General features: G+C 48.1%; 17 protein-coding genes and 1 pseudogene. 7 read left to right on the top strand and 11 right to left on the bottom strand.

Annotated elements, in window-relative coordinates; translation table 11 throughout:
- Positions 1-141 precede the first annotated feature (141 nt).
- The 3 genes from EJO50_RS07600 to EJO50_RS07590 are packed head-to-tail and all read left to right on the top strand — an operon-like array spanning position 142 to position 3,566.
- Positions 142-861: a fimbrial biogenesis chaperone gene (locus EJO50_RS07600; RefSeq protein WP_164521450.1), complete on the top strand. Its 720-nt coding sequence runs from the start codon at positions 142-144 to the stop codon at positions 859-861.
- Complete coding sequence (locus EJO50_RS07595) at positions 861-3,119, top strand: fimbria/pilus outer membrane usher protein (RefSeq protein ID WP_125972975.1); 2,259 nt, start codon at positions 861-863, stop codon at positions 3,117-3,119. The genes EJO50_RS07600 and EJO50_RS07595 overlap by 1 nt, the downstream gene beginning before the upstream one ends.
- A 3-nt stretch (positions 3,120-3,122) precedes the next feature.
- Positions 3,123-3,566 (top strand): Csu type fimbrial protein, encoded by a 444-nt coding sequence (locus tag EJO50_RS07590; protein ID WP_125972973.1) that lies wholly within the window; start codon positions 3,123-3,125, stop codon positions 3,564-3,566.
- A 161-nt stretch (positions 3,567-3,727) separates the two neighbouring features.
- Here EJO50_RS07590 and guaB read toward each other — a convergent pair whose 3' ends face one another.
- From guaB to EJO50_RS07565, 5 genes and pseudogenes are all read right to left on the bottom strand, one after another.
- Entirely contained in the window at positions 3,728-5,197 is a 1,470-nt protein-coding gene (gene guaB / locus EJO50_RS07585; RefSeq protein ID WP_125972971.1) for an IMP dehydrogenase, read from the bottom strand.
- Positions 5,198-5,373: 176 nt separating this feature from the next.
- A pseudogene (locus EJO50_RS17435) lies at positions 5,374-5,628 on the bottom strand (integrase core domain-containing protein); the annotation flags it as partial.
- Between the two features lie 101 nt (positions 5,629-5,729).
- On the bottom strand, positions 5,730-6,563 hold the full coding sequence (locus EJO50_RS07575; protein WP_206434478.1) for a PoNe immunity protein domain-containing protein: 834 nt from the start codon (positions 6,561-6,563) through the stop codon (positions 5,730-5,732).
- A 171-nt stretch (positions 6,564-6,734) separates the two neighbouring features.
- Positions 6,735-8,201 carry a hypothetical protein gene (locus EJO50_RS07570; RefSeq protein WP_125972965.1) on the bottom strand — a complete coding sequence of 489 codons (1,467 nt, stop codon included), beginning with the start codon at positions 8,199-8,201 and terminating at the stop codon, positions 6,735-6,737.
- On the bottom strand, positions 8,198-11,278 hold the full coding sequence (locus EJO50_RS07565) for a type VI secretion system Vgr family protein (RefSeq protein WP_125972963.1): 3,081 nt from the start codon (positions 11,276-11,278) through the stop codon (positions 8,198-8,200). Before EJO50_RS07565 ends, EJO50_RS07570 begins: the two co-directional genes overlap by 4 nt.
- A 574-nt stretch (positions 11,279-11,852) precedes the next feature.
- Between EJO50_RS07565 and EJO50_RS07560 the strand changes: the two genes are divergently transcribed.
- The 4 genes from EJO50_RS07560 to EJO50_RS07545 all read left to right on the top strand — a co-directional run bounded on the left by EJO50_RS07560 (position 11,853) and on the right by EJO50_RS07545 (position 16,158).
- Positions 11,853-12,344, top strand: coding sequence for a disulfide bond formation protein B (locus EJO50_RS07560; RefSeq protein WP_125972961.1), 492 nt, complete (start codon positions 11,853-11,855; stop codon positions 12,342-12,344).
- Positions 12,341-13,276: a LysR substrate-binding domain-containing protein gene (locus tag EJO50_RS07555; RefSeq protein ID WP_125972959.1), complete on the top strand. Its 936-nt coding sequence runs from the start codon at positions 12,341-12,343 to the stop codon at positions 13,274-13,276. The genes EJO50_RS07560 and EJO50_RS07555 overlap by 4 nt, the downstream gene beginning before the upstream one ends.
- A gap of 95 nt (positions 13,277-13,371) precedes the next feature.
- Positions 13,372-14,523 (top strand): NAD(P)/FAD-dependent oxidoreductase, encoded by a 1,152-nt coding sequence (locus EJO50_RS07550; protein ID WP_125972957.1) that lies wholly within the window; start codon positions 13,372-13,374, stop codon positions 14,521-14,523.
- 198 nt (positions 14,524-14,721) lie between these two features.
- Positions 14,722-16,158, top strand: a complete 1,437-nt coding sequence (locus EJO50_RS07545; protein ID WP_125972956.1) for a hypothetical protein — start codon at positions 14,722-14,724, stop codon at positions 16,156-16,158.
- A gap of 544 nt (positions 16,159-16,702) precedes the next feature.
- Here the strand turns inward: EJO50_RS07545 and EJO50_RS07540 are convergent.
- The 6 genes from EJO50_RS07540 to glpK all read right to left on the bottom strand — a co-directional run bounded on the left by EJO50_RS07540 (position 16,703) and on the right by glpK (position 25,072).
- Positions 16,703-18,069 (bottom strand): IS3 family transposase gene (locus tag EJO50_RS07540; protein WP_125972954.1). Its coding sequence is split into 2 segments (ribosomal slippage): positions 16,703-17,548 and positions 17,551-18,069, totalling 1,365 coding nucleotides; the frame shifts between segments, so codons are not numbered across the junction.
- A 68-nt stretch (positions 18,070-18,137) separates the two neighbouring features.
- Positions 18,138-19,163: an L-threonine 3-dehydrogenase gene (gene tdh, locus EJO50_RS07535; protein ID WP_125972952.1), complete on the bottom strand. Its 1,026-nt coding sequence runs from the start codon at positions 19,161-19,163 to the stop codon at positions 18,138-18,140.
- A 155-nt stretch (positions 19,164-19,318) separates the two neighbouring features.
- Positions 19,319-20,521: a glycine C-acetyltransferase gene (locus tag EJO50_RS07530; RefSeq protein ID WP_125972950.1), complete on the bottom strand. Its 1,203-nt coding sequence runs from the start codon at positions 20,519-20,521 to the stop codon at positions 19,319-19,321.
- Between the two features lie 158 nt (positions 20,522-20,679).
- Positions 20,680-21,303, bottom strand: a complete 624-nt coding sequence (locus tag EJO50_RS17280) for a PEP-CTERM sorting domain-containing protein (RefSeq protein WP_206434477.1) — start codon at positions 21,301-21,303, stop codon at positions 20,680-20,682.
- A gap of 477 nt (positions 21,304-21,780) precedes the next feature.
- A complete protein-coding gene (gene glpT / locus EJO50_RS07520) occupies positions 21,781-23,154 on the bottom strand; it encodes a glycerol-3-phosphate transporter (RefSeq protein WP_125972948.1) in 1,374 nt (457 codons plus the stop codon).
- Positions 23,155-23,563: 409 nt separating this feature from the next.
- Complete coding sequence (gene glpK / locus EJO50_RS07515; RefSeq protein WP_125972946.1) at positions 23,564-25,072, bottom strand: glycerol kinase GlpK; 1,509 nt, start codon at positions 25,070-25,072, stop codon at positions 23,564-23,566.
- Positions 25,073-25,570: the final 498 nt, after the last annotated feature.

The raw sequence follows: 25,570 nt of genomic DNA, 5'->3' as shown, positions 1-25,570 counted from the left end.
TCTTTTTAAAACGCACCTGATGTTTCTGTTAAACGGATGCCTGCTGCGGCATCCGTGATCTTTCTTTCCTACGCCAGTTGCCGGACTCTCTGCGGGGTTGGCAGTCTGGTTATTTTGCAAATCCCTTTCAAAGAGCCTGATATGCAAAAGTTGTTAATTCGCTTATTGGCGGGATGGATGAGCCTGTTTTGTGCCGCCACGCTGGCGGCGCAGTTTTCTGTGTCACCGGTGCGCCTGGATTTTACGGCTAAAGACAAAACATCTTCAATTACGATTGCCAATGTGGGTGATACCCCCTTGCGCGTGGCGCTGGATGCCAAGCGATGGGAGCAAAACGCCTCAGGCGATGATGTTTACAGTGATACTGCCGATTTACTGTTTTTTCCTAAACAGGCAGAAATCGCACCACGTAGCCAGCGCGTTGTGCGGATTGGCTTGCGGGTGCCAAGGGCCGAGAAAGAGCTTACCTATCGTTTATACGTAAACGAGCAGCCGCCACTTAAAAGTGAGACGGGCAGCTCCCAGCTGTCCATGGTATTAAGTTTTGGAGTGCCAATCTTCGTTCAGCCTGCTGCTTTGAGCCTTGCTGCAACCATGGAAAACACCAGCTTAAAGAAAGGCCGCTTCAGCTTTACGCTTAAAAATACAGGGAACGCCACGTTAAGGTTATCTTCGTTTAAAAGCGAAGCACTCGGGCTGAATCAGCAAGAATTTAGTGCCTGGTATTTACTGGCGGGCACGCAGCGTGATTATCACTTCCCCCTGGAGCATTGCACTGCAGGGCGGCATCAGATTGATGTGTCTTTCGATCGTCATGCCCTGAGCGTACCCCTTGATATTGCAGAAACGGCCTGTAAGTGATGCTGCGTGGGATCGCGTTGTGGGTGCTTTTGTGCCTTTGCCGTTTTGCCCATGCGCAGGCCGAGCCTCTGATCCTCAATATTACGCTTAATGGATTATCCAAAGGTGATCTTGAGGCCCGTTTAGAGGCCGATATTTATTGGCTGGATGCTGATGCTTTGCAAGACATGGGGCTGAGTGAGGTAAAGGGCAGTAGTCAGCTTTTTGCTGGCCGGCGCTTTGTGCGGCTGGATCAGATTAGCGGTGTAAAAGCCTCGCTTGATCTGGATTTATTGCAGGCAAGCCTTGAGGCTGACCCTGCCCTGTTGCCGCTGCAAACAAGTCATTTTTCCCAGCAAAATCTTATTCAGCCCTGGCAGGGTGGGCTATCGGCTTATCTTAACTACAGCGTATCGGCTAGCCGGGATATGAGTGGCCAGACGGGATTGGGTTTGGCACCCGTACTTAATATTGCCTCGCAAGGCTGGAATCTGCGCAGCCGCCATGATTATCAAAGCCAGGGTCAGGGCTGGCTGCGGCTCGATAGTACGCTGAGTTACGACAGGCCGGATCAGATGATGCGTATCACGCTGGGGGATATCTCCACGACGGCCGGGGCACTGGGGCGGGGCGTGTCGATGGCGGGAATAGGCGTAAGCCGTGTGTTTTCTATGCAGCCTTATTTTGAAACCAAGCCGGGCCTAAGTGGCGGCGCACCGATTACCAGCCCGTCCAAGGCTGAGATTTATGTTAATGGTGTGGTGGTGAAAAATCTTGATCTGCAGCCGGGTATGTATCAGTTTCAGGATTTGAGCTATTTTTCAGGCTTTCAAGATATTTCAGTGGTGGTGAGAGATCAGTTCGGCAATCGTCAGGTATATAACTTGCCCTATTATTTTGATGATTCTTTGCTGAAAGCAGGTTTGCATGAATTTAATTACAACTTCGGCGCAGAGCGCAAAGAAGGGTTTGATCATTATCGTGGCCTTGCATTTAGCGGGTTGCACCGTTACGGCGTTGGCGATTATCTGACTCTGGGTTTGCGTGCAGAGCGCACATCGGTGCATCAGAGTGCAGGCGCTTTAGCCAATATCCGTCTTGGGGATTATGGTGTTCTGGGTGCAGCAGTTTCCTGGGCCAGAAATGGTAATGATCAGGGGCAGGCGAGCCTGTTGAATTATCGCTATGAGGAGCGAGCGTTTAATATTCGCGCCATGTTGCAGCAGCAAAGCCCACATTACCTGCCGTCAGTGTTTGATTTACCTGTACCTGCGAGAAACGGCAGTGTGGGGTTTGGTTTTGGCAGTCAACGCTTTGGTAACTGGGGTGTTGATTTTATGCGGCAAACAGGTGGAACAGCGCAAAGCTCTCACGCCTTACGGCTTGGTTTTTCTGCAAATCCGGTTCGTGATTTCTCGGTGTCAGCATCTCTTTCTTTACAAAACAGTGCTGCACAAGGTTTTGTGAATCTGACCTGGCTGTTTGATGGTATGCAAACACTGGGTGTGGGCATGCAGCGTGATGAGCTGAATCGGCAAAGAATAAATGCTTATTACGCAAAAAATACACCTGTGGGAGAAGGCTGGGGTTATCGGTTTAACACCGAGCATGATCACTTCGGGGCCTCACTGGATGCCTATGTGCAAGGGCGGTTTGCACAATCCCAGCTGATTGCCCACGCGCGGCAGCACGATGGACGAAGCAGCTACAAAGTAGCGGCGGAAGGGGCAGTGGCCTATGTGGATGGTCAGTGGGGGGTAAGTCGCCCGATTAATCAGAGCTTTGCTCTGGTGCAAAGTGAGGGATTATCCAAAGTAGGGGTGACCCAAAATAGTCAGCTTATTGGGCATACTGATGAAGATGGTTATTTGTGGGTGCCGGACTTAAGCAATTATGGCCAGCAGCAAATTGCACTTATTCAGGATGATATCCCTATCGAGTACACATTGCCGCAACTGCGGCTTGATATTATGCCGGGGCAGAATATGGGGCGAAAAATTGTATTTTCTGCCAGAAAGGTTCGGGCTTTCGAAACACGTATTCTGGATGAGCAGCAGCAGCCTTATATGAACACCCCGCTACGGCTGATGCGCCCCGGTGATGAGCTTTTTGCCATGACCGATATCAATGGAAGGATTTATCTGGAAGATATCGTGCCGGGGAAGTACACATTTGAAATACGGACTAAGGGCATATCTTGTATGGCCTGGATTGAGGTACCCGATATGGCTGGCGAGGTGCTTGATCTGGGAGATTTAATTTGTGGCAGGGGGGCTTGAGTGGTGGTTAAAAAGATCATTGGTATTGCGAGTATTTTTCTGCCTGCATATTCCCTGGCAGGGATGTGCTCTTTTGGTTCTCTTCAGGAGGTGGCATTTGGACAATATGCGCCAAACCTGGGGACTGAAACGATCAGGCAGGAGCTCATTACTGCACGCTGTACTCAGGCGGTGAAATTGTCCATTTCTTTTGGCCCCAGTCAGGTTTCGGGTACGATTAATGGTAGGAAAATGAGAAATATAAGCGGTGGCAGCAGTATGCTTCGTTACCACTTATACAGATCAAACTGTAAGGCCCCTGAGTTAGGCACGGGGGCAGATGCTTTAACCGTTTCGGTTTTGGCAGGCGTGATGACTCCGATCTATTTCTGTGCTGTGCTCCCTGCTTTGCAGCAAGTGGATGTGGGTAATTATGAAGATTATGTGGTGCTGACTATTTCTCCCTAGTGTGAATCTTCTTGCGTGCGTGTCTTTATTTTAAAGCTTGAATAAATAAAAAGGCCGAATCAATTAGAAATTAAAAGGACTGAGTCCTGTGCAATACAGAACTCAGTCCTTGGACAGTTGACTTTTACCCTGTCTAACTTAAAGGGGGCAGCTCATACTGATTAATCGGTATGGTAGTTTGGTGCTTCTTTAGTGATTTGCACATCATGCACATGCGATTCACGAATGCCGGCGGCGGTGATTTGCACAAATTCGGCTTTTTCATGGATTTCTGTGATGGTTTTGCAGCCCAGATAACCCATGGAAGAGCGCAGGCCACCCATTAATTGATGAATGATGGCGGTAATCGGGCCTTTGTAAGCCACGCGGCCTTCAATGCCTTCCGGAACCAGCTTGTCAGCGTTGTTTACATTGTCCTGGAAGTAGCGATCGGACGAGCCATTGCTGCCAGCCATTGCACCTAAAGATCCCATGCCACGGTAGCTCTTGTAAGTGCGGCCCTGGTATAGCTCGACTTCACCTGGCGCTTCGTCTGTGCCGCCAAATAAGCCGCCCAGCATGACCGCGCTTGCACCTGCTGCAATGGCTTTGGAGATATCACCAGAGTAGCGGATGCCACCATCCGCAATCAAAGGAACGCCCGTGCCAGCCAGTGCATCAGCGACATTAGCCACTGCCGTGATTTGTGGAACACCAACGCCTGCCACTATACGAGTAGTACAGATAGAGCCGGGGCCAATCCCTACTTTAACCGCATCGGCACCGGCTTCGGCCAGAGCCAAAGCAGCAGCAGCAGTAGCGATATTGCCACCAATGACCTGAATATGCGGGTAGTTCTGTTTAACCCAGCGCACGCGATCAATCACGCCCTGGCTATGGCCATGGGCAGTATCTACCACAATTACATCCACACCGGCTTCGGAAAGCAGCTTCACGCGCTCTTCGGTGCCAGCGCCTACGCCAACAGCCGCGCCGCAACGCAGGCGGCCCTGATCATCTTTAGCTGCAAACGGGTGCTCGGAGGTTTTGATCAGGTCTTTAACGGTAATTAAGCCTTTAAGCTTGAAATTCTCGTCGATGACCAGTACACGCTCCAGGCGGTGCTCGTGCATCAGCACGCGGGCGGCTTCGATCGAATCGCCTTCGTTCACGGTAATCAAACGCTCTTTAGGTGTCATGATGCTGCTGACGGCTACGTCAAGGCGTGTCTCAAAACGTAAATCGCGGTTGGTGACGATGCCAACTAACTGGCCGGCTTTATCGATTACAGGCAGGCCGGAGATTTTATGCTGACGGGTCAGCTCATGCACGTCGCGAACGAGCATGTCCGGGGATACGGTAATCGGATCCTTAACAATGCCTGATTCGTAACGTTTTACTTTGGATACTTCTTTTGCCTGCATTGCAGGGGTCATATTCTTATGAATAATTCCCATGCCGCCTTCCTGGGCAATGGCAATGGCAAGGCGAGCTTCCGTTACTGTATCCATCGCTGCAGAAACCAGCGGCAGATTCAGGCGAATATTACGTGTGAACTGTGTCGACAGATCGACATCACGTGGGAGGATGTTTGAGTGGGCCGGGACGAGGAGTACATCGTCAAAGGTGAGGGCCTTCTGAATTACGCGCATGGTGCAGAATCCTGAGTCGCCAAAACGGCATTATACCGAACTGCACGTAATATGACCAATCCCCCTTGGTGCCGTTTTTAATCGGCTGTAATTTTGTGCTTGATTTTAACAAGACGCTCAGCTGCGGGTTTTCCGGGCGGCTCATTTAGGGCTGAAAAGAAGGTTGGTTTCGCATGATCATAAACTTGCTTTATAAACAATTCAGGCCTGGTATTTTGCCAGTTCTTTAACGCCGCAATCGGCGTAATACTTCCCAGCGCCTTTTGCGGGATATGGTGATTGTAACGCTTCAAATATTTTTCCAGGCTAAGTCACAGTTCTTGTGCCGAAGTAAAGCGGGTTTGCTGCGCGATTTCCCCGATTTGCCCATTAAAGCGTTTCACCATGCTATTAGTCTGAAGGCTGCGCGGCGGGATGAGCCGGTGCTCAATGCACATCTAATTATTCACCCTATTCTTATGCATAAAATAGAGGCCGAATGTCAACCCGGCCTCTATGCAAACGCATATTGCTAAAGAAAAAAACCGAATAACTATTCTTGATTTATGTCCCAATACCAAATCGTTGCACCGTAGCTGGAGCTGGGGAAATCGGGCATTAATTCGCCCTGTGCAAATTCGCGGCGGGAGGCGAATTGGGCGGGGGTCCACCACCAGCCCGAACGTGGGCAAGCGGTGTTGGCTGCTGCTCGGCCTGTTTGTAATTGCTCTGCGGCTTGCGGCATGGAGTATTGGGCGCGGGCGTAATCAACCAGCTCGGCAGGGTAAAAGAATTTATCCCGATAGCTGCTGTCGTCAATCTCCAGTAGCCAGGTAATGGCGGCCGCTTCGTAGCTCCAGTAGCCAGTAAAGCCTGGGCAATCATGTTTTTCGTAATAGCCCTCACGACGGCTGGCGGTGTACCACTCGTCCAGGTATTTCGCCATCAAAGCAGGGCGTTTTTCTGGCTGGGCGTCGAGTACTTTTTGCAATTTTTTATATGGCAGATTACGGGTGTAGACCACCCCGGCGGCTCGTCCTTGCACAAAGGGGGCGAGCAGGGTTTCGAGCAGGATATCTGGATCATCATTTTCATAATCCAGAATGGGTGCCCAGCGTGGGATCAGCTTGCTATGGCCTAATAAGAGGCCAAAGCAAACTAAATACAACGCTTGCCAATAGTCAAAGTCATACAAATCCAGGTGCGGCACACGGCGGCCACCGGCTTCTGGGCTATCGTCAAATAGCCTGTCATATTTGGCGTAAACCTCCCAGTACTCGAGCACCGTGGGATAGAAGTCCTTTAATTCATCCAGCGGGTTGCCTGCTGAATAGGCCATGCAAAGATGATTGAGTGCATCCCAAGCGCGTTGGCGTGTACCCTGCATGAGCCCTGCCCTGGGGAAGTTGGGATTGTCTTTGTTTTTGTCTAATCCTCGCTGAACTATGTCATAACTTAAGTTGGCTTCTGAAATAACAAAACAATAATGTTCTGAGTAATCAAGGAGAGGCTCCCTTTTGAGGGCAGTTAGTTCTTCTACTTCATATGTATTCATTACTTATTTCCAAAGAATATTATTAGGCAGTTCAAGCAAAGGCTTCTGTATTTCATGGTGATGACCATGTTTACGCTCGTGCCTTACTTTTTGTTTGCCCGTCACCATAATGATCCAGCGGTCGTAAGGCGCTTGTGCATTTTCTTCTAAACTAGCGGCCCTTGAAAATATAGATATTGTTTTCAATAGTGCAGCTTTGTGTGACGGCAAAAGGCCTTTCTGCTCGACATCAAGAATATTCCTGATAATCCAACGATGGCTCATCTGCACCCCTTTCGTTTTCGTATCAGATAGCCCTTGCTCCACTTTCCGCCCTTGACGCTTTGCTTTCAGATCGTCCTCATTGGCATCGCCAGGAATGGTTACTTTACCCGGCGTTTTGCGATCTTGCGGTGCAGGGTCAAACGGTTCTTCGTGCTTTAAAGCGTCGAGCTGCTCACGCTGTAGAGCAGGCAAAGCCTGCAGCAGAGCGAAGGAATCGAGTAAGCTGCCTTTGGTTTCACCAATTACATAAGGCTGAATGGGGGAGCGCAGCGGGCTGTGCCAGATATGGTCTATCCCCGCGCCCTTTGGCCCATTGTGCTCTTCGCGCTTACGGCCATGATCGTTTACTTTCTTAAAGCCCCTTTTTGCTGTTGGCATATAGTAATCAGTTAAATGCTCAGGCAATACGCCACTTTGCCAGTTGCTTTGCTTTTTAGCCTGACGCTGTTCGCCGGTTTTAGTTTGCTGCGGGGTGGCCTTTTGCTTGGGGGTACGATCTTTCAAGACAGGCGCATTCTTGTTTGTTTTTTTTGGGGAAGCTTTCGGGGCGGCGCGCACGGCAGTGGTTTTACCTGTGCTTTTAGGGGTGCCATCTGCCAGCAGTTTTTTATGCATTTTTTTGAGCTCGCCTACGGCGGCATCTACCTTAGCGCCTGCCATTTTTTTAAGATTGGCAAGCTGCTGAACATAGTGATTTACATGAGCATTTCCCATCAGTGCTTTAATGGCCCAACGATCAAGTGCATGAATAAAAGCACCTAATATATCGTCGATCAGGGCTTTAAGCTGGCCTGCCAGCTTGATAAAATCCATCTCTTTAAGCCATTTGTAAGCATTTCCCTTCAGCTTGGCGGGTAATATATCCAGAATTCTCGCCAATGGGGTACCCACTTTTGCCAGCTTAAATACAGCCTTAAAAGCATCACCCGCGCCGGGAATGCAGCCCAGCGCACTGATGACTAAATCCAGCCAGGCAAAGGCATTGGCAGGGTTGGCTGTAAGGGAAAGGATGGATAAAATAATATCCCGTGCGTCCATCACCTGGCCGACACCGGGTACCACCCCAAGCACTGCCGTCACAATCACTTGCGAAGGACCATCTCCTTTGCCAGAAATAAGCCCATACAACCAACCTGAAACACTCTTGTCAGTTTGTTTTAAGGCTGCTTTAGTCGCAGCTTTCCCTCCTGCCGTTGCCGCACTCATGGCTTTTCTCCGCTATTTACGGGAGGGTCTTTGGGATGCTCTTTGCTGTAATCCACTCTGGGCTGTTGCTCGCCGTCTAAAAGATAATCATCGTAATGCTGCTCATACAAAGGCTCTGCACCATATTTTTCGCTCAGCATGGCTTCAATTTCGTCTGGGAAATAATTGTCTTCAAGGTATTCGGTTTCGGCTTCCAGATACTGCTCCAGCAGCAATGCTGCTTCTTCGTTGCTGCTGGGTTTTTGTCCAAAAATAGGGTTGGCTGGGGCTTTAACCCAAGGCTCTGCATCACGGCTATCCCAGCCATAAATAATTTCTTGCACGCCTTCGGTAGGGATGCCTTCTAATTTTGCATGGCCTTTATCGTCCAGCGTACCTTGCTTTTGAGTGCCGTCAGCAAAGAGGACGGTGTAAGGCGCGCCCACTACCGGCTGCATATTTTTATAGCGATAATTTAGTTCCAGCCAGTTTTTCTTATCTTCAGCCTTGGGGAGATAAGGTGGTGCCATATCCAGATTCGCTGGCCCGCCCCAATCATGGCTGCCGCCTTTAATGCTCACTTTCCCCGGCGCATGTAGCTCGATCTTGCCGCCTTTGATGCGGATGTAAGCCCCACCGGCGGTAAGCAGGATTTCCTGCTTGGCGTTAAACAGGCCCTTGCCTTTGATGGCGGTGAATTTGGTGTTTTTATCGGCGGTGATTTCGATATCGTCGCTTTGCGCCTGCATTTGCAGCTGGCCTTTGGCGGCGATCAGTTTTAACGCGACTTTGTCTTTTACCCCGGCTACAAACAGGCTGATATGCTGGCCGACGTTATGTATCCAGCGTCGGCCGGAGGTCTGGTTGCTGTCTCTTTGCGCGACCAGATCGAGATTAGTGCCTGCGGCGATGGTCTGGCTTTGCGGGCTAGTAATCGCTACGCCGTCTTCCCCATGCAGCAGGATGATGTTTTGTCCACCAGCCTGATCTTTGGATTGGCTTTTGCCATCTTTATCGGTGTTTGACCCAGCTTCAAAGCTTTTGCTGGCGTGCACATGGTGGTGCAGATGGCCGGTGGTGGCTTTACTGCCTGCACTGTTGTCCGGCTTAACGGTTTGATCACCATCACCAGTTTCAATCGTATCGGCAAGTTGATTCGTTGCCGTTTCACCCAGGCTTTGGGCCAGTGCCAGGGCGGATTCCAGCTGGCTTTGCGCGGGGCTGCGATCGAGCTGTTTGCCGCTCGCGCCGCTTTTGGCTTCGGTGCTGATGAGTAAGCCATTGGCGCGAATGGCACCTTGCTTGTCGCTGCGTAATTCAAAGCCTTCGCCGCGTGGCTCGCCTTTGCCATCGGTGCGTGGATGGATTAAGTAGCCAAGGTTAAGCTGGGTTTTGCCGTGCTCGCTGGATAATTTGGTGCGAACTTCGCCTTTTGTATCATCAAACAGCAGCTCGCCATACTGGCCACCTTCATGCTCTTTGGTTTTGATACCGGATAATGTTTTATTGGCGGGCAGAGCGCCTGCGCCGCTGAATGTTGGCACAGGATGGCTGCCGTTATGGACCACGCCGGTGACAATCGGGCGGTCGATATCGCCTTCGATAAAATCAACTAAAACTTCCTGACCAATGCGCGGGATGAACTGATGCCCAAAGCCAGCACCGGCACTTGGCATGGAGACACGCACCCAGCAGGATGACTTGTCATCCAGATTTGCGCCAAACTCAGGATGCTCTGCGGCACGCTGCCAGTGGAATTCTATTTTTATGCGCCCTTGCTCATCGGTGTGCACCTCTGATCCGGCGGGGCCCACCACGGTGGCGGTTTGCACGCCAAAGCTTTTGGGCTTGCTGTGCTCGATATGGGCAAAAGCGGGCACGATCGGCTGGCCGCGCCTTTGGGCGGTGAAATCGGCTCGATAAGGGAGGGTATTTTTGGCTAAAGCCGCTCCTGCGAGTAAGCCGGGCGCGACTAAGCTAAGTTGCTGGGTAAGATCCGCTGGAAGGTTATTGTTTGCGGTAAATTTTAGCTCGGTAACGGCAAATTCACGCTGCTCGGCGCTATCCCATTCGTGCGCGGGATGATCTTCCAGGCGGAACCACTGGCCTGCTTGCAGGCTGCGTAAAGTACCAGAGCCGCTAAAGGATTTCTTTTTGGCATCCATTGCCTGCTGACGCAAGCTAGCATAGTGGCTTAGGCCTTCCGCGTCGCTGGCGTAATACAGCGATTGCGGGTCGTAATCTTCAAAACTTACCTGCAGCTGCTGGCCGCCATCACCCTGATCGATGCTACTTTCATCAAAACTTTCGTTGGTACTGGTGGCTTTGTAATCAAAGCTGGCAAGCGATATACTGCTGCTGCCGATTTGCCGCTGGCTCTGCCATTCAGTCAGAGTATCGCTCTCTTCCGTGGCGTCAGCTCTGTGAAATCTAACAAATGGATCTGTCGCTTCTGCAATTGCAAAAGCATCATCAAATACGAGCAACTGAACCTGAGGGCTATCGCCCGGAAAATGATTAAATAACCAGGCTAAGCCTTCCTCAGCTAATAATCGTGTCAGAAAGTCGAAATCGGATTCGCGGTATTGTAAGCAATAGGATCGCGGTGAATGCGTGCCGGAGAGTTTGAAATCCAGCGTTTGCACCGATGCAAACACCGGATTTTTTTCCTGATGCTCAGCCAGTACCTGTTTCACAATGTCGGGGACGGATAAATCCTGGAACACGCGGGAAGTGCGGCGGTAGCGGAGTAAGGCAAACGGCGGCTCTACCGTCAGCGCATATTTGGCAAAGCCGCCATCCGAGCCCAGTAACTGCGCCTGGCTAATGACCCCGCAACGCTCAATCGCCTCGCCATCAGCATTTTCAATAGATAGAACGACTGGCAAACCCAGTAGCGATTTAAGCTCTAAAGCACCATCGGGGGATAAGCAATCGATCTGGTAGCGGTATGCCTGATTGATGCCCTCACTACCTGTTACGTGCTGGGGCAATAACTGCTCACCCCATGCTGCACCATCGCCTAATTGCAGAGAAATAAGACGCTGGTCCTGATTAAAAGCGGCCGCAAAAGAAGCAAGGAGCTGGTCGGGGCGCATGAACATTCCACGATTTTAACAATCGCTCAGGTTACCCGATGCTTTGCTTACTTGCCAAAATAATTACAAATACTTTGACTTATTACCTATTTAACATACCAATACGGTAAGTATTTGTACTTAGTTTGTTGAGCTGGAGCCGGAAGAAGTCTGAGGGCAAGCTTTAAAATCACCATAATCTGGCGCAATAAACTTCTCATCGCTTTGATATAGAAGCTCCTTACAGGCTGAGAGAAAACATTGCTTAAAAATGAGCCGATTTTGTGGAGTGATTATTTTACCCCTAGGCGTGCGAACAAGCCTGATCCCGTTACTATAACCATCACCGAATCAGGTAGAAATTAAAACGGATTGAGTTCTGTGCAATACAGGATTCAATCCTTGGTTACTTGACTTTTACCCCGTACAAATTAAGAGGGCAGTTTATTTTTTTAACGACGGATCCGGCAGAGTAAGAGCAGTATCACGGTCAGTTGGTGTGGGTCTTGGCAATTCTTGTTTTGATATCAACTCCCTCTTGATCAAGTTGGCTGATAGAATAGTCTGCATCTATTGACTGGCTGCTGGAGTACCTATGTTGCGTTGGCGTTTGGGCCACTTGGCTCTGTCTCTATTTTGTGCAGGCACGATTGCCTTTGCGATTTATTTGCAAAATACCCAGTTTTTAAGTCCATGCCCGCTGTGTATTTTTCAGCGTGTGGGTTTTATTACTTTCGGTTTGTTGTCTCTTTGCGCGGCTGCGGCTCCCATGCCTAAAATGAGCCGTTTCTGGCCGGTTGTGCTCACTATTGTGGGCTTGGCCGGAGCAGGTGTTGCGGCAAGGCATGTTGCGATTCAGTATGTGATCGATCCTGCTCAATTACCTTCCTGCGGGCCTGGTCTGGCGTTTTTGGTAGAAACACAGCCGTGGCTGCAGGTATTTAAAGGTGTACTGACCGGGCATGGTGAATGCGGTGTGATTGACTGGAGTTTATTCGGTCTATCTTTACCTGTTATGGCGTTACTGGGTTTTATTGGCTTGATCATCGCCACCTGGATGATTCGTTTCTGGCAGGCAAAAGCATGACACTAACTGAGCTTAGATATATCGTTGCGGTGGCGCGTGAGCGTCATTTTGGCCGTGCTGCAGCCAGCTGCTTTGTTTCGCAGCCTACGCTTTCGGTTGCCGTTAAAAAACTGGAAGAAGAGCTGGGCGTGGCTTTATTTGAGCGATCTGCCAGCGATGTCAGCCTCACACCGATAGGTGCTCGTCTGGTGGAGCAGGCGCAGCGGGTGCTGGAAGAAGTGCAGCTGATTAAACAACTGGCTGAGCAGGGTAAAGATCCGCTGGCGGGTAGCTTGCGTCTTGGCATTATTTATACGATCAGCCCTTATTTGCTCCCACATTTAATTCCGCAATTACGTGCTGCTGTGCCGCAAATGCAGATTTTACTGGAAGAAAACTACACGGCACGTTTGGTAGAAATGCTTAAGCAGGGCGAAATTGATGTGGCTATTGTGGCCGAGCCTTTTTTTGAAACGGGTCTTGCTACGCAAGCCGTATATGACGAACCTTTTGTGGTGGCCACTCCTAAGGGGCATATATGGGAAAACGAAACAGAAATCGATTCTTCCGTACTGGCGGATGAAAACGTTTTGCTGCTCTCTTCAGGCAACTGTTTCAGAGATCATGTTTTGCAGGCTTGTCCGGATTTGAATCGCGAAAGTTTACCGGTGGGCAGTTTGCAGCGCACCTTGCAAGGCAGCTCGCTCACCACGATCCGGCATATGGTGGCAGGCGGGATCGGGGTGACGGTTTTACCTGCGTCTTCGGTGAGCGCCGCAGATGACGCCCTGTTAACGATTCGGCCATTTAAGGAGCCGGTTCCCAGCCGGCGGGTGATTCTGGCATGGCGGCGTAATTTTCCGCGTACCGCTGCTGTAGAAGCCGTGCGTCAGGCTGTTTTGAGTACCCGCCTGTCTTCAGTGACGCTTTTACTGAACGAGCCGGTAAATTAGCGGATATGTTAAAAGTAGTACGGCAGGCATGAATTATTTTTGTGCCTGAGGCGCTGGTTTTTTGATCTACAAGTGCATCAATACAGGGAAAGACAATGAGTCATCCTATTATCATTATCGGTTCAGGTTTGGCTGGCTATAATCTGGCACGAGAATTCCGGAAATTAGATCAAATAACACCTTTAACGATTATCGCTGAAGACAGCGCCGATTTTTATTCCAAACCCATGTTATCTAATGCGCTGGCAGGTAAAAAAACGGCAGCGTCTTTAATGATGAAGTCCGCCAGAAAAATGGCTGAAGAATTAAATGCAGCAATATTGCCTTTTGCCGAAGTAGTGGGAATAGATATAGCAAATCAGCAGGTTTTATTAATTGATGGTGCTGCTTTGGTGTATCAGGATTTAATTTTAGCATTAGGCGCAGATCAAATTTATTTACCTCTGGGCGGAAATGCCGGGGACGATGTAATTTCTGTGAATAATCTGCAAGAGTATGCAGAGTTTGCTGCAAAACTTCCTGAGTTAAAAACAGTGGGTATTTTAGGCGCAGGTTTAATTGGCTGCGAATTTGCTAATGATTTACTGGCGCTGGGTATTAAGCCCATCGTATTGGATCTTGCTGGCTGGCCATTATCCCGTTTACTGCCTGAAACTGCTGGTCATTATCTGGCGGCACAGCTGACTGCTGCCGGCGTTGAGTTTCATTTTGGCGTGGCGGCACAAAATTATGATCATATGGAAGGGCGCTATTTATTGGGTTTAAATGATGGATCAATTATCGAAGTGGGCATGCTGCTCTCTGCCATTGGCCTGCGGCCCCGTATTCATCTGGCTGAAAGCGCAGGTTTAAAAGTGAATCGCGGCATTGTAGTAGATCAAACCCTGCAAACCTCTCAGCCGCACATTTATGCGCTGGGCGATTGTGCCGAAGTCATGGGGCTGAATTTACCTTTTGTCATGCCAATCATGCACTGCGCCCGTGCTTTGGCAGCCACCCTGGCCGGAACCCCCACCCCGGTTAAATACCCGGCCATGCCGGTGCAGATTAAAACCCCTGCCTGCCCAACCGTCGTTGCACCACCTGCCCCCGGTGCTCAGGGACAATGGCAGGTGTCACCCGTTGAAGGCGGAATCGATGCCCGTTTTGTAGGTGCCCGAGGTGAGTTGCTGGGCTTTGCATTATTGGGCGCGGCAACAAAAGAGAAGCAAGCTTTAACAGGGCAATTGCCGGCTGTTTTGGCCTGATATGTGATAATTATATTGTTTGGGGGCTTTGGCCGGTGGTGCTTTTATTCAGAGTACTTCTTGACTAAAGGGGTTTTTAATTTTCTAAATATAAAATAATGAAAAAAAATAGATAATATTGAAAAAATTAAAGAAAGAATTAACCTTCGAGTAAAGAAAAACAAGCTCGTTGAGGACGATGGGTTTGTTGATCGAGATATGTTGAATTTTAGGCCGAAAGGAGATTCCGATCGTTGTACCGTTTTTGTAGGGTATTCGATTAAATTTGATTTGAATCAGTTGACTGCATTGATCGAGGATGCAATTGCTCATGAAAAGATTTTATACTTGATTTGTGTTGATTTTGATTTTTTTAAAATAGATTGCAAAAGCGGCCTTAAAGGGATCTGTTTTGTAGGTTGTACATTTAGAAATTCAGTAAGTGTTGAAAATATACGAGATGGTTATTGTGTTGAAATCAGTCGTTGTAGATTTGCGAAAGGTACTGGGCTGACGATTGAGAGCGTTAGTGTAAGTAATGTTTCAATTTACAATAATAATGTTGATTTTGAATGTGAACAGAATGACGATTGGCTTGTTTCTTCTCTTTTAGGGGATGTAAAACTTCATCATGATACTTTATTGATTTATAGATCCTGGGTCGATAGGTTAATGGTTGGAGGTACTAACCTTTGTTTGGAAGTGCGGGATTCTGTTGTTGAGCATAAAATTGATGTTGTTGATATTGGTACCCAAGAAGAATATAAAGATATTGTTATTGTAGGGGCATCAATATTGGCCGTATCTTCGGAGTTTAGTAATTGTTTTGTGAAATACCTATGTTTCAATGATTGTAATAACCCAAGGGAGGGTTTGGTTCTTCCGAGAAATGAAAGTAGCTATTTGTTTTTCTCTGATTCTATTATTTCTAGGTTTGAGATGAAGAATTCTGATTTCGAAGGTGCCAAATTTGGTTTAGAGAATATTCCTATTTTAACAATTGAAATCTCAGAATCTTCCATGCCGGATAGGTTTGATCTTTTTATGGCGAAGCGTAAAAATGATGAAGGGAGTGAAAGATATAGGCTAGTGCATTTTTTATCTATTCAAGATTCAGATATTGGTGATTTGAATTGTGTTGGGCGTGAGTTCGGGCAGGCATTGAATTTTAGTGGTTCTACTTTTTATGGGCTGCCTATTTTTTATGATGTAAAAATACCTCAGGGATGTATTTTTCCTCCTGCGTCTGATTTCTTAATGAAGGAAGGACCAGAGGCGGAAAAAGTTTATCGAACTTTGAGGTTAGCGATGGAGTCTCAACGAGCCCGCCATGAAGAGGGGATGTTTTATGCTCTTGAGCAGAATGTGATTCAGGCAAAAAAAGGGCGCTTTGAAAAAATAGCTACTCTTGGTTTTTGGTATAAGATTTTGTCAGATTATGGAACAAGTTACGCTATATCACTGGCTTGGATTGTAGGTTCAGGTTTTGTTTTTTCAATAGCTTATGCGTTAATTGTTAGTCCTGTTTATGGTTTGAGCTATAGCGTAAATTATGAGTTACTTGCTAATTCATTTATTTTTTCACTCCAGCAAATTGTGTTGCCATTTTATTCTGTTAAAGGGTTGGAGCCGCTTATTGTTAAGAGTGAAGAGTAAGGTTTGTTGCTACTTCAGTAATTAGAATAATTTCAATTGTGCAATCGCTATTTTCCCTATTGTTAATTACGCTTTCATTTTTTGCCATTAGTTGGCGCTTTAAACGAAGTTGATTTTCGTGCCTTGGGCACGTTGATTTAGGTGCGTCATCCCCGCGGGGACCCGCTTTCTTGAACGGCCAAGAAAGTAAGCAAAGAATGCCGCCCCGGCCAGCACGAAACCCCTTCGCTGCGGACAATCGAGCGGCGGCTGCGGAACTCGCTCGCAGGCTCGCTCAGACAGTCCTCGCCGAAACCACGCCCGCTTGTTCCTCGCTCGGCGTGCTTTAAGGGGATATTAAACCTATGCCTATAGCGTGGTTGCGAATAGAATAAGTTGTATAGGTGTTGGTAAAAGGCATAGCCAGATTTAATTTTTGATTGTTTTGTTCAATTAAATAAAGTAATTGCCGCTTTATTTTGTAGTATTTCAATAATTTAAAAGCATTTAAAAAAAACAGCCCTCAATAAATGAACTGACCCCAATTAGTTGGACAGTATAAAAGCTAGGTGCTCAAGGGCTGGGTTCTGTATTGAACAGGACTCAGCCCTTTTAACTTCAACTTGATTCGGTCGTGGTTATAGTAATGAATGTAGTCCACGATGCCTTGCTCCAGTTGCTCAATACTAGTGAATTTTTCCTGGTAGAAAAACTCTGACTTCAACGTACCAAAGAAGCTTTCCATCGTTGCATTATCGTGGCAATTGCCCTTTCTTGACATACTTTGTACCAGTCCTTTTCCTGCCAATTGCTGCCGATACTTTGCCATTTGATACTGCCAACCCTGATCCGAATGCAGTAGTGGTTTTTCATCCGGGCTCAGCTTAACGATCGCTTTCTTTAGCATTTGACTGACCAGCGCAAATACTGGGCGGCGCGCCATTTCAAAAGCGATAATTTCTCCATTGTATAAATCCAAAACTGGCGACAGATAGAGCTTTTCTCCCTGTACGTTAAATTCAGTCACATCGGTTACCCATTTCTGATTCGGCTTATCTGCACTAAATTGTCGCTGCAATATATTTGGCGCGATTTTGCCGCATTCACCCTTGTATGAACGGTACTTTTTAGGCCGAACGCACGACTTCAAACCCAGCTCTTGCATTAAACGCTGCACCGTTTTGTGATTAAGCCATTCGCCCTTATTACGCAGCGCCAGCATGATGCGCCGGTAGCCGTAGCGCCCTTTATGCTCTGTAAACAGCGCTGTAAGCTGTGTTTTGACGTTTTGATACTTGTCGCTCACCGCCAAAGCCTGCTTCTGGTAATAGAAGGTGCTACGCGGCAACTCGGCTTGTTTCAACAAATCAGCCAAGGGAAACTGCGGCCTTAATTCAAGCACTATTTGTGCTGTTTCTGCTGTGCCGATTGGGCTTTGGCTTGAACTAAGGCATTGTACTTTTTTATGTAGGCCACCTCTAAACGGAGGCGTTTGACTTCTGCAATGAGTTCTTCACGGCTACGGGTTTCATCATCAATCGGCAGGGGAGCAGTGTTATTTTCGGCAACGGGCATGGGTGATTTCTTTCGACCTTTAGGCGCAGATTCAAGGGCAGCAATTCCGCCTGCGCAATACTGCGTGCTCCATTGGCTCAAACAAGTGGGGCTACGAATATCAAAATAAGCGGTAGTTTCCTGCTGGGAAAGATGATTGTCCCACATGTGCTGGAGCACGGAGAGTTTGAACACGGCATCGTAATGACTGTATTTGGGGGCTAAACCCGATTCACCATGCTGGCGAAACGACCTCACCCAGCGACGAAACATGGCCTGCTCGATGCCATATTGGTTAGTAATCGTTTTAATACCTTCTTCGCCCGTTAAATATTGCTGAACGACAGAAAGCTTGAATTGCGTTGTGTACTTGGACATAAAAACACCCCAAAAATATGGACGGGTGTCCAACTTTTGGGGTGCAGTTCAAAATTGAGGGCTGTTTTTTATTCCCAGCTCAAAATAACCTTCCCGCTTTGCCCCGATAACATGGCTTCAAAGCCTTGCTCAAATTCATCCACATGAAAGTGATGGGTGATAATCGGGGTGATGTCGAGGCCGGACTGGATCAGTGCGACCATTTTGTACCAGGTCTCGAACATTTCACGGCCGTAAATGCCTTTGATTTCCAGCCCTTTAAAAATAACCTGATTCCAGTCGATGGCGGTGTCTGCCGGTGGAATGCCTAAGAGCGCTACTTTGCCGCCGTGCTGCATGGTTTCCAGCATGGAGCGAAAGGCTTGCGGATTGCCGGACATCTCCAGGCCGACGTCAAAGCCTTCGGTCATTTTTAAGTCGCTCATCACGTCTTTTAAATCTTCATTCAAGACGTTAACGGCGCGGGTTGCGCCCATTTTTCGCGCCAGATCGAGGCGGTATTCGTTGACATCGGTAATCACTACATGGCGCGCGCCGACGTGTTTGGCAATTGCCACAGCCATAATGCCGATCGGGCCAGCGCCGGTAATCAATACATCTTCGCCGACCATATTGAACGACAGCGCGGTATGTACAGCATTGCCAAACGGATCGAAAATAGCGGCTAAATCGTCAGAAATGTCGTCAGGAATCGGAAAGGCATTAAAAGCGGGCAGCACCAGATATTCGGCAAAAGCGCCGGGGCGGTTCACACCCACGCCAACGGTATTGCGGCAAAGATGGCGGCGGCCTGCGCGGCAATTACGGCAATGACCACAGGTGATATGGCCTTCGCCGGATACACGATCGCCAATCTTAAAACCTTGCACTTCCGAGCCAATTTCTACCACGGTGCCTACATATTCATGGCCAACGTGCATGGGCACGGGAATGGTTTTTTGTGCCCATTCATCCCATTTCCAGATATGAATATCGGTGCCACAGATGGCGGTTTTTTTAATTTTGATCAAGAGATCGTTATGACCAATGGCGGGTTTTTCGACTTGGTTCATCGTCAGGCCAGGCATTGCGGTCAGTTTTGATAAGGCTTTCATTTTGTGTTCCATTATCTTAATTATTTAACGCGTAAACCCTAGGCTCAGAGTACACAGAGATTAAAGGCAGAACACGGATAAAAAGTACTTGAGGTTAAATTTTATTTATCTCTGTGTTCTCAGTTATCTCTGTGTCTACAGAAATTTTAAGTCTTTTAAGCAATCACTTTCAGTTCACGGCCTACTTTGATAAACGCATCTACTGTTTGCTGGATTTGTGCCAAGTTGTGGCCTGCCGACATCTGGGTGCGGATACGGGCTTTGCCTTTGGGCACAACGGGGAAAGAAAATCCGACCACGTACACGCCTTCTTTAAGTAGCGCAGCAGATACCTCGCTAGCAAGGCGGGCGTCGCCCAGCATCACGGGGATAATCGGATGCTCGCCCGGTACCAGCGTAAAGCCTGCCTCAGACATGGCTTTACGGAAGTATTCGGCGTTGCGTTTTAACAGACTGCGCAGGGCGGCACCCTCATCACTCGCTAGGACTTCTAATACTTTCAGGCTGGCAGCGGCGATGGCGGGGGCGAGGGTGTTAGAGAACAAATAAGGGCGTGAGCGCTGGCGTAAGAGATCAATCATTGGCTTGCGGCCAGAAACATAACCACCCGAAGCGCCGCCTAAGGCCTTGCCCAGCGTGCCGGTATAAAGGTCGATACGATCCTGTACGCCGCATAATTCAGGCGTGCCCGCACCGTTTTCACCGATAAAGCCCACCGCGTGTGAATCATCCACCATCACAATCGCGTTATAGCGTTCGGCCACATCGCAAAGGTCTTTCAGGTTAGCGATAATGCCATCCATTGAGAACACGCCATCGGTGACGACCAGCTTAAAGCGCGCACCTGCCGCATCTGCGGCAATTAACTGAGCTTCAAGGTCTTGCATGTCGTTGTTTTTGTAACGGAAACGCTTGGCTTTGCACAGGCGTACGCCGTCGATAATCGAAGCGTGGTTTAGTTCATCCGATATCACCGCGTCTTCTTCACCCAGCAGTGTTTCAAATACGCCGCCATTGGCGTCAAAACAGCTGGAATACAGAATGGTGTCGTCCGTCTTTAGAAAACCAGAAATAGCCTGTTCTAAATCTTTATGAATTTGCTGGGTGCCGCAAATAAAGCGTACCGATGCACAACCATAGCCGTAATCGTCCATGCCTTGTTTGGCTGCGTCGATCAGGCGGGCGTCGTCCGCCAGGCCCAGATAATTGTTGGCGCAAAAATTCAGCACTTCCTGGCCGCTTTGCAAGGTGAGATTTGCCCGCTGCTTGCTGGCGATCACGCGCTCTGGCTTGGCAAAACCGTCGTTGTGAATTTGTTCGAGGGTGGCATTAAGGTGTGATAGGTAGGCGTGATTCATAGTTATCCTGTGTGCGGGGAAACGAGCGAATGGCTTGATTGTAGACCGCAGAGGGGCTGGCTATCAGTAGCAGTTCTTGTAAATAAAAGATGGTTAACTGTTTATGTTAAATAAATAAAAGCCAGGCGGGGAGCCTGGCTAGTTGGTTTGGCTGATGCTTATTGCGCTTTTCGACGGCGCGCAGCAATTAAGCCAATTAAACCGACCCCCATTAATGCATAGGTTTCGGGCTCTGGAACAGGCGCTGCAACTGTAGCCAGGGACAAATTATCCAGGCTGTATTGCTCCCCATTCACACAGGGTGTGCCTTGCGTGCCGGCCATTAGTTTTAATGATGAGAATGCAGTATCAGAAATCAGGCCAAAAAAGCCTCCTGTTGTGTATTTATTGATTTCTGTAGGAATGACAAAGTTACTAAAAGTATCACCGCTTAAAACCAGTTTGATACCCATGCCAGGGTCGTTGAGAGACAGGTCAAAATTACCGCCAATTCCGAGTAGCCCGGAGGTGTAGCTGATCGTGGTGCTATGTTTCTTTGTTAATCGGTCCACCATTTTTCCGCCAGGGACAGAATAGGTATGGGTCATGTCTTTAGGCTTTGTGGAGTTTGCTTTGATAGAAAGGCCTTGTATAAAAGAGCCGTCTGTAAAGTCTTCAGCTGAAACAATACTATTGAGTGCCTTGGTCCACTCTGTTTTATTAGTAAATACTTTAATGCTAATAGCTTGTGCAGGCGCAGCAATAATAAGCGTGCTTAAAATAATGGTAATATAAGGTTTCATTAATAAGCCCCTTGTTTGCTAATTGGATTAATAAAGTATATTCCATATATTAATTTTATTTTTATTTATTAAATTAAATCCAAGCGTAAAAATTAACCGGCAGGTGGCATAGGTAATTCAGTGTATTGATTTTACTTGTTATTCTTTATTTGGCTATTTTTTTGTTATTTGGGTTGTGTTTGAAATTATTGCACGTACTTTGGGGCTGGTTTTTTTATATTTTAAGCGATTTTTTATATGGATTGATTGCTCGTAACTACAAAAAACAACAGTGCTTATTATCTTTGCCTGTCTGTTTTATGTGATTTAGTACATAGTTGTATTTGATTGGGGCTTAATTTATTTTCTGATGAAGATAAAAAATAAATTAACTATTTGAATCGGTATCTGTCTGGGTATGCGAGATGAATTAAAGAATGCTTTTTTTAAAAAAACGCCGCTCGATGATTTGAGCGGCAGGAGGCATTTTGTTTTTGATTACTGATCAGCTGAAGTGTGAGCGTTTTTTGCGTCACGCCTGATTTTATTGGCCGGCGTATCGTGGAGCATGGTCAGCCCCAGTAGAATCATTGCGGCGATACAAGAGCCGATCAGCAGTATAAAGCCGCCATCCCAGCCAAAATGATCCACTGTATAACCGACTACGGCACTGGCGGCAACCGAGCCGCCAAGATAACCAAAGAGGCCGGTAAAGCCTGCCGCTGTGCCTGCGGCTTTTTTTGGTGCCAGCTCCAGCGCATGCAAGCCAATTAGCATCACCGGGCCATAAATAAAGAAACCGATGGCGATCAGGGCCAGCATATCAACCGTTGGATTGCCTGCCGGGTTTAGCCAGTAAACAATCGTTGCGATGCTCACAAGGCCCATAAAGAACAAGCCGGTTGCACCACGATTACCTTTAAACACCTTGTCCGACATCCAGCCGCACAGCAATGTGCCCGGAATACCCGCCCATTCAAACAGAAAATAGGCCCATGATGATTTGTCGACAGCGAAATGTTTGACCTCTTTTAAATAAGTGGGTGCCCAATCCAGTACACCATAGCGCAGCAGGTAAACAAACACATTGGCAAAGGCAATGCACCAGAGCAGCTTGTTTGGCAGAATATATTTTCTAAAGATTTCTCTGGCACTCAGTTCTACTTCATGCGCTTCGTTGTAATCTTTCGGGTAATCATTTTTATATTCTTCAACTGCAGGCAAGCCACAGGATTGCGGGGTGTCGCGCATTACCACAAAAGCCAGCACTGCAATCGCAATCGCGGCAGCAGCCGGTACATAGAAAGCCGAGCGCCAATCGTTGAACCAGCCCATACCTAAAATAAACAGCGGGCCAATCATGCCGCCACCCACATTATGGGCGCAGTTCCATACTGAAACTACCGAACCACGTTCTTTCTGGCTCCACCAGTGCACCATGGTGCGGCCGCACGGCGGCCAGCCCATGCCCTGTACCCAGCCATTTAAAAACAGCAGCACAAACATGATGGTGATGCTGGATGTGGCCCAGGGTACAAAGCCCATAAACAGAAAAATCGCAGCAGAGAGCACCAGCCCAAGGCTTAAAAATATCCGTGGGTTGGATCGATCGGAAATCGCACCCATCAAGAATTTGGATATTCCGTAGGCAATGGCTACACCTGACATTGCAAAACCCAGATCCCCGCGTGAGAAGCCTTGTTCGATCAGATAGGGCATCGCCAGCGAGAAGTTTTTGCGCACCAGATAATAGCCGGCGTAACCTAGAAAAATCCCCAGAAATATCTGCCAGCGCAGCCGTTTGTAGGTGCTATCAATGTCTTTGTCGCCCATACGTGCAATATGGCTGGCGGGTTGTAAAAATTTTAACACCTGTCTTCCTTTACCTGCCTCTTTTAAAGGCGTTCTAAAACGGGATAAAACCTGAAATTTATCAGCAGAAAAAGATCGCCCGGATTTAAAAAAGGGATGCTGAAAAAGAGAGGTGATTGAGTAAAAATTCGCCATGGTAAACCGCATTTATGTGGTGCTGATAAAGCGATGTGCGGGCAGGGGACCTTGTAATGTGGGTGTGGATGAAAGCTGGTGCCGTAAGTATGCCACCGATTAATGCTGTTGGCACAATAGGGGGTCTTGCAGCAGGTGTGCCTTTCGGATGCAGGCTCTGCCGGGAGTTACAAGCGCAGGTGGCACATGTTTTCAGGGGATAAATGAGCTGTTATGCGATGGATCGGTCAGGGCTGCAGCTGCTATTTATAAAGTTAGCAAATAAACAGGGGCTTTAGTCTGCCTCGTGACTAGCCCAGTTTTGGGTTGCTTTTACCGCGCGGTGCCAGCCTTTAAGCAGCTTGTCCGAGCCTTCTTCACTCATCTGGCTACTAAAGCGTTTATCCAGCTGCCACTGGCTTTGTACGTCTTCGATGCTCTTCCAGTAGCCTACGGCAAGGCCTGCTAAATAAGCGGCACCGAGGGCGGTGGTTTCGGTGATTTTTGGGCGGATTACATCTGTGCCAAGGATGTCTGCCTGAAATTGCATCAGGAGCGGGTTCACGCTTGCGCCGCCATCGACGCGCAGCTCAGAAATACTGACCCCTGCATCGGCTTCCATTGCCTTTAACACATCAGCGCTCTGGTAAGCGATGCTATCTAGTGCAGCCCGGGCAATATGGGCTGATTTTGTGCCTAGCGTTGCACCAAACAATGACCCGCGTGCGTCCTGATTCCAGTGTGGCGCGCCAAGGCCGGCAAAGGCAGGCACCAGATATACGCCATTGCTGTCTTTTACCTGGCCCGCTAATTCATTCACTTCGGAAGATTTACTGATCATGCCCAGGCCATCGCGCAGCCATTGCACCACTGCTCCGCCAATAAAAATACTGCCTTCCAGTGCGTATTCAACCCGGTTGCCAATTTGCCAGGCAATGGTAGTAAGCAGATTGTTTTTGGAGATAACAGGCGTTACACCGGTATTCATCATCATAAAGCAGCCTGCGCCATAGGTATTTTTGACCATGCCAGGGCGGGTGCATTGCTGACCAAACAGCGCCGCTTGCTGATCGCCTACAATACCGCATAGAGGAACCGGGCTACCTAGGATTGATTCATGGGTATAACCGTAGATTTCGCTGGAGGAGCGTACCTGCGGCAAGATGCTGGCAGGGATATCCATCAGCTCCATCAGCTCTTGATCCCAGCTTAGTGTCTGGATATTAAACAGCATGGTGCGGGAGGCATTTGACACATCAGTCACATGTACTTCGCCGTGGGTGTAGTTCCAGATCAGCCAGCTGTCTATCGTACCAAACGCGAGCTTGCCTGCATTGGCCAGCTCGCGTGCGCCTTCTACATTATCCAGAATCCAGCTGATTTTGCTGCCGGAAAAATAAGCATCAACCGTCAGGCCTGTCTTGGCGCGGATGGATGCTTCAAGGCCACGGGCTTTGAGTTCATCACAATAAGGTGCCGTGCGGCGATCCTGCCAGACAATGGCGTTATAAATCGGCAGGCCGGTTTCTCTATTCCATATCACCGTTGTTGCGCGCTGATTGGTGATGCCGATGCCGGCAATTTGAGTGCTGTCAATATTGGCAAAGTTAATGGCTTCGTGGGCCACTCCGTTTGATTGCCCAATCCAGATTTCCAGTGCGTCATGCTCTACCCAGCCTGGCTGGGGGTAAATCTGTTTGAATTCTTTTTGCGCCATCGAAACGATGTCGCCTGCCTGATTAAACAAAATTGCACGTGAGTTGGTTGTGCCCTGGTCAAGTGCCAGAATATATTTGTTTTTCACTTTTATCTCCTTTAGGCGGCAAGCGATGTGTTTATTGAGTTAGTGGTAAATAGCTGGTTTTATCCCGGTGTGAGGCGAACAACTTGGATGAGCGAACAACGCATTGTTTGTATGATGTTCTTTTTTGATTGTTTATGATTTTAATCGTTGTATATTTGATTTGTATCAGGTGATGCCATCACGCCTAATCAAGAAAACTGATTATAAAAGCAAAATAATGAGGTTTTATGCGACATAGGAAGGGATGGAAATTTTTTTGGACTTGTTGTTTTTTTATGTTGATGATTTATCGTTTCTGCTAAAAAAGCTTTTTGGGGTTTGCAGATTGAATTCAAAGCACCTATTTAATAGTGCTTGTAAATGGAGTGCCAGCTTAACCGGTGTTGCAATGCTTACAAATAAGTGCTGCGCGGGATGATTGGACTTCGGATGCGCATAAGTTATTTTTGTGTAATCCAACATTTTTTTGCTTAAATGTTGGATTGGTGGATTTGCCCT

Source organism: Iodobacter ciconiae, from assembly GCF_003952345.1.
Lineage (GTDB): Bacteria > Pseudomonadota > Gammaproteobacteria > Burkholderiales > Chitinibacteraceae > Iodobacter > Iodobacter ciconiae.
This window is presented reverse-complemented; position numbering and strand designations above follow the sequence as displayed.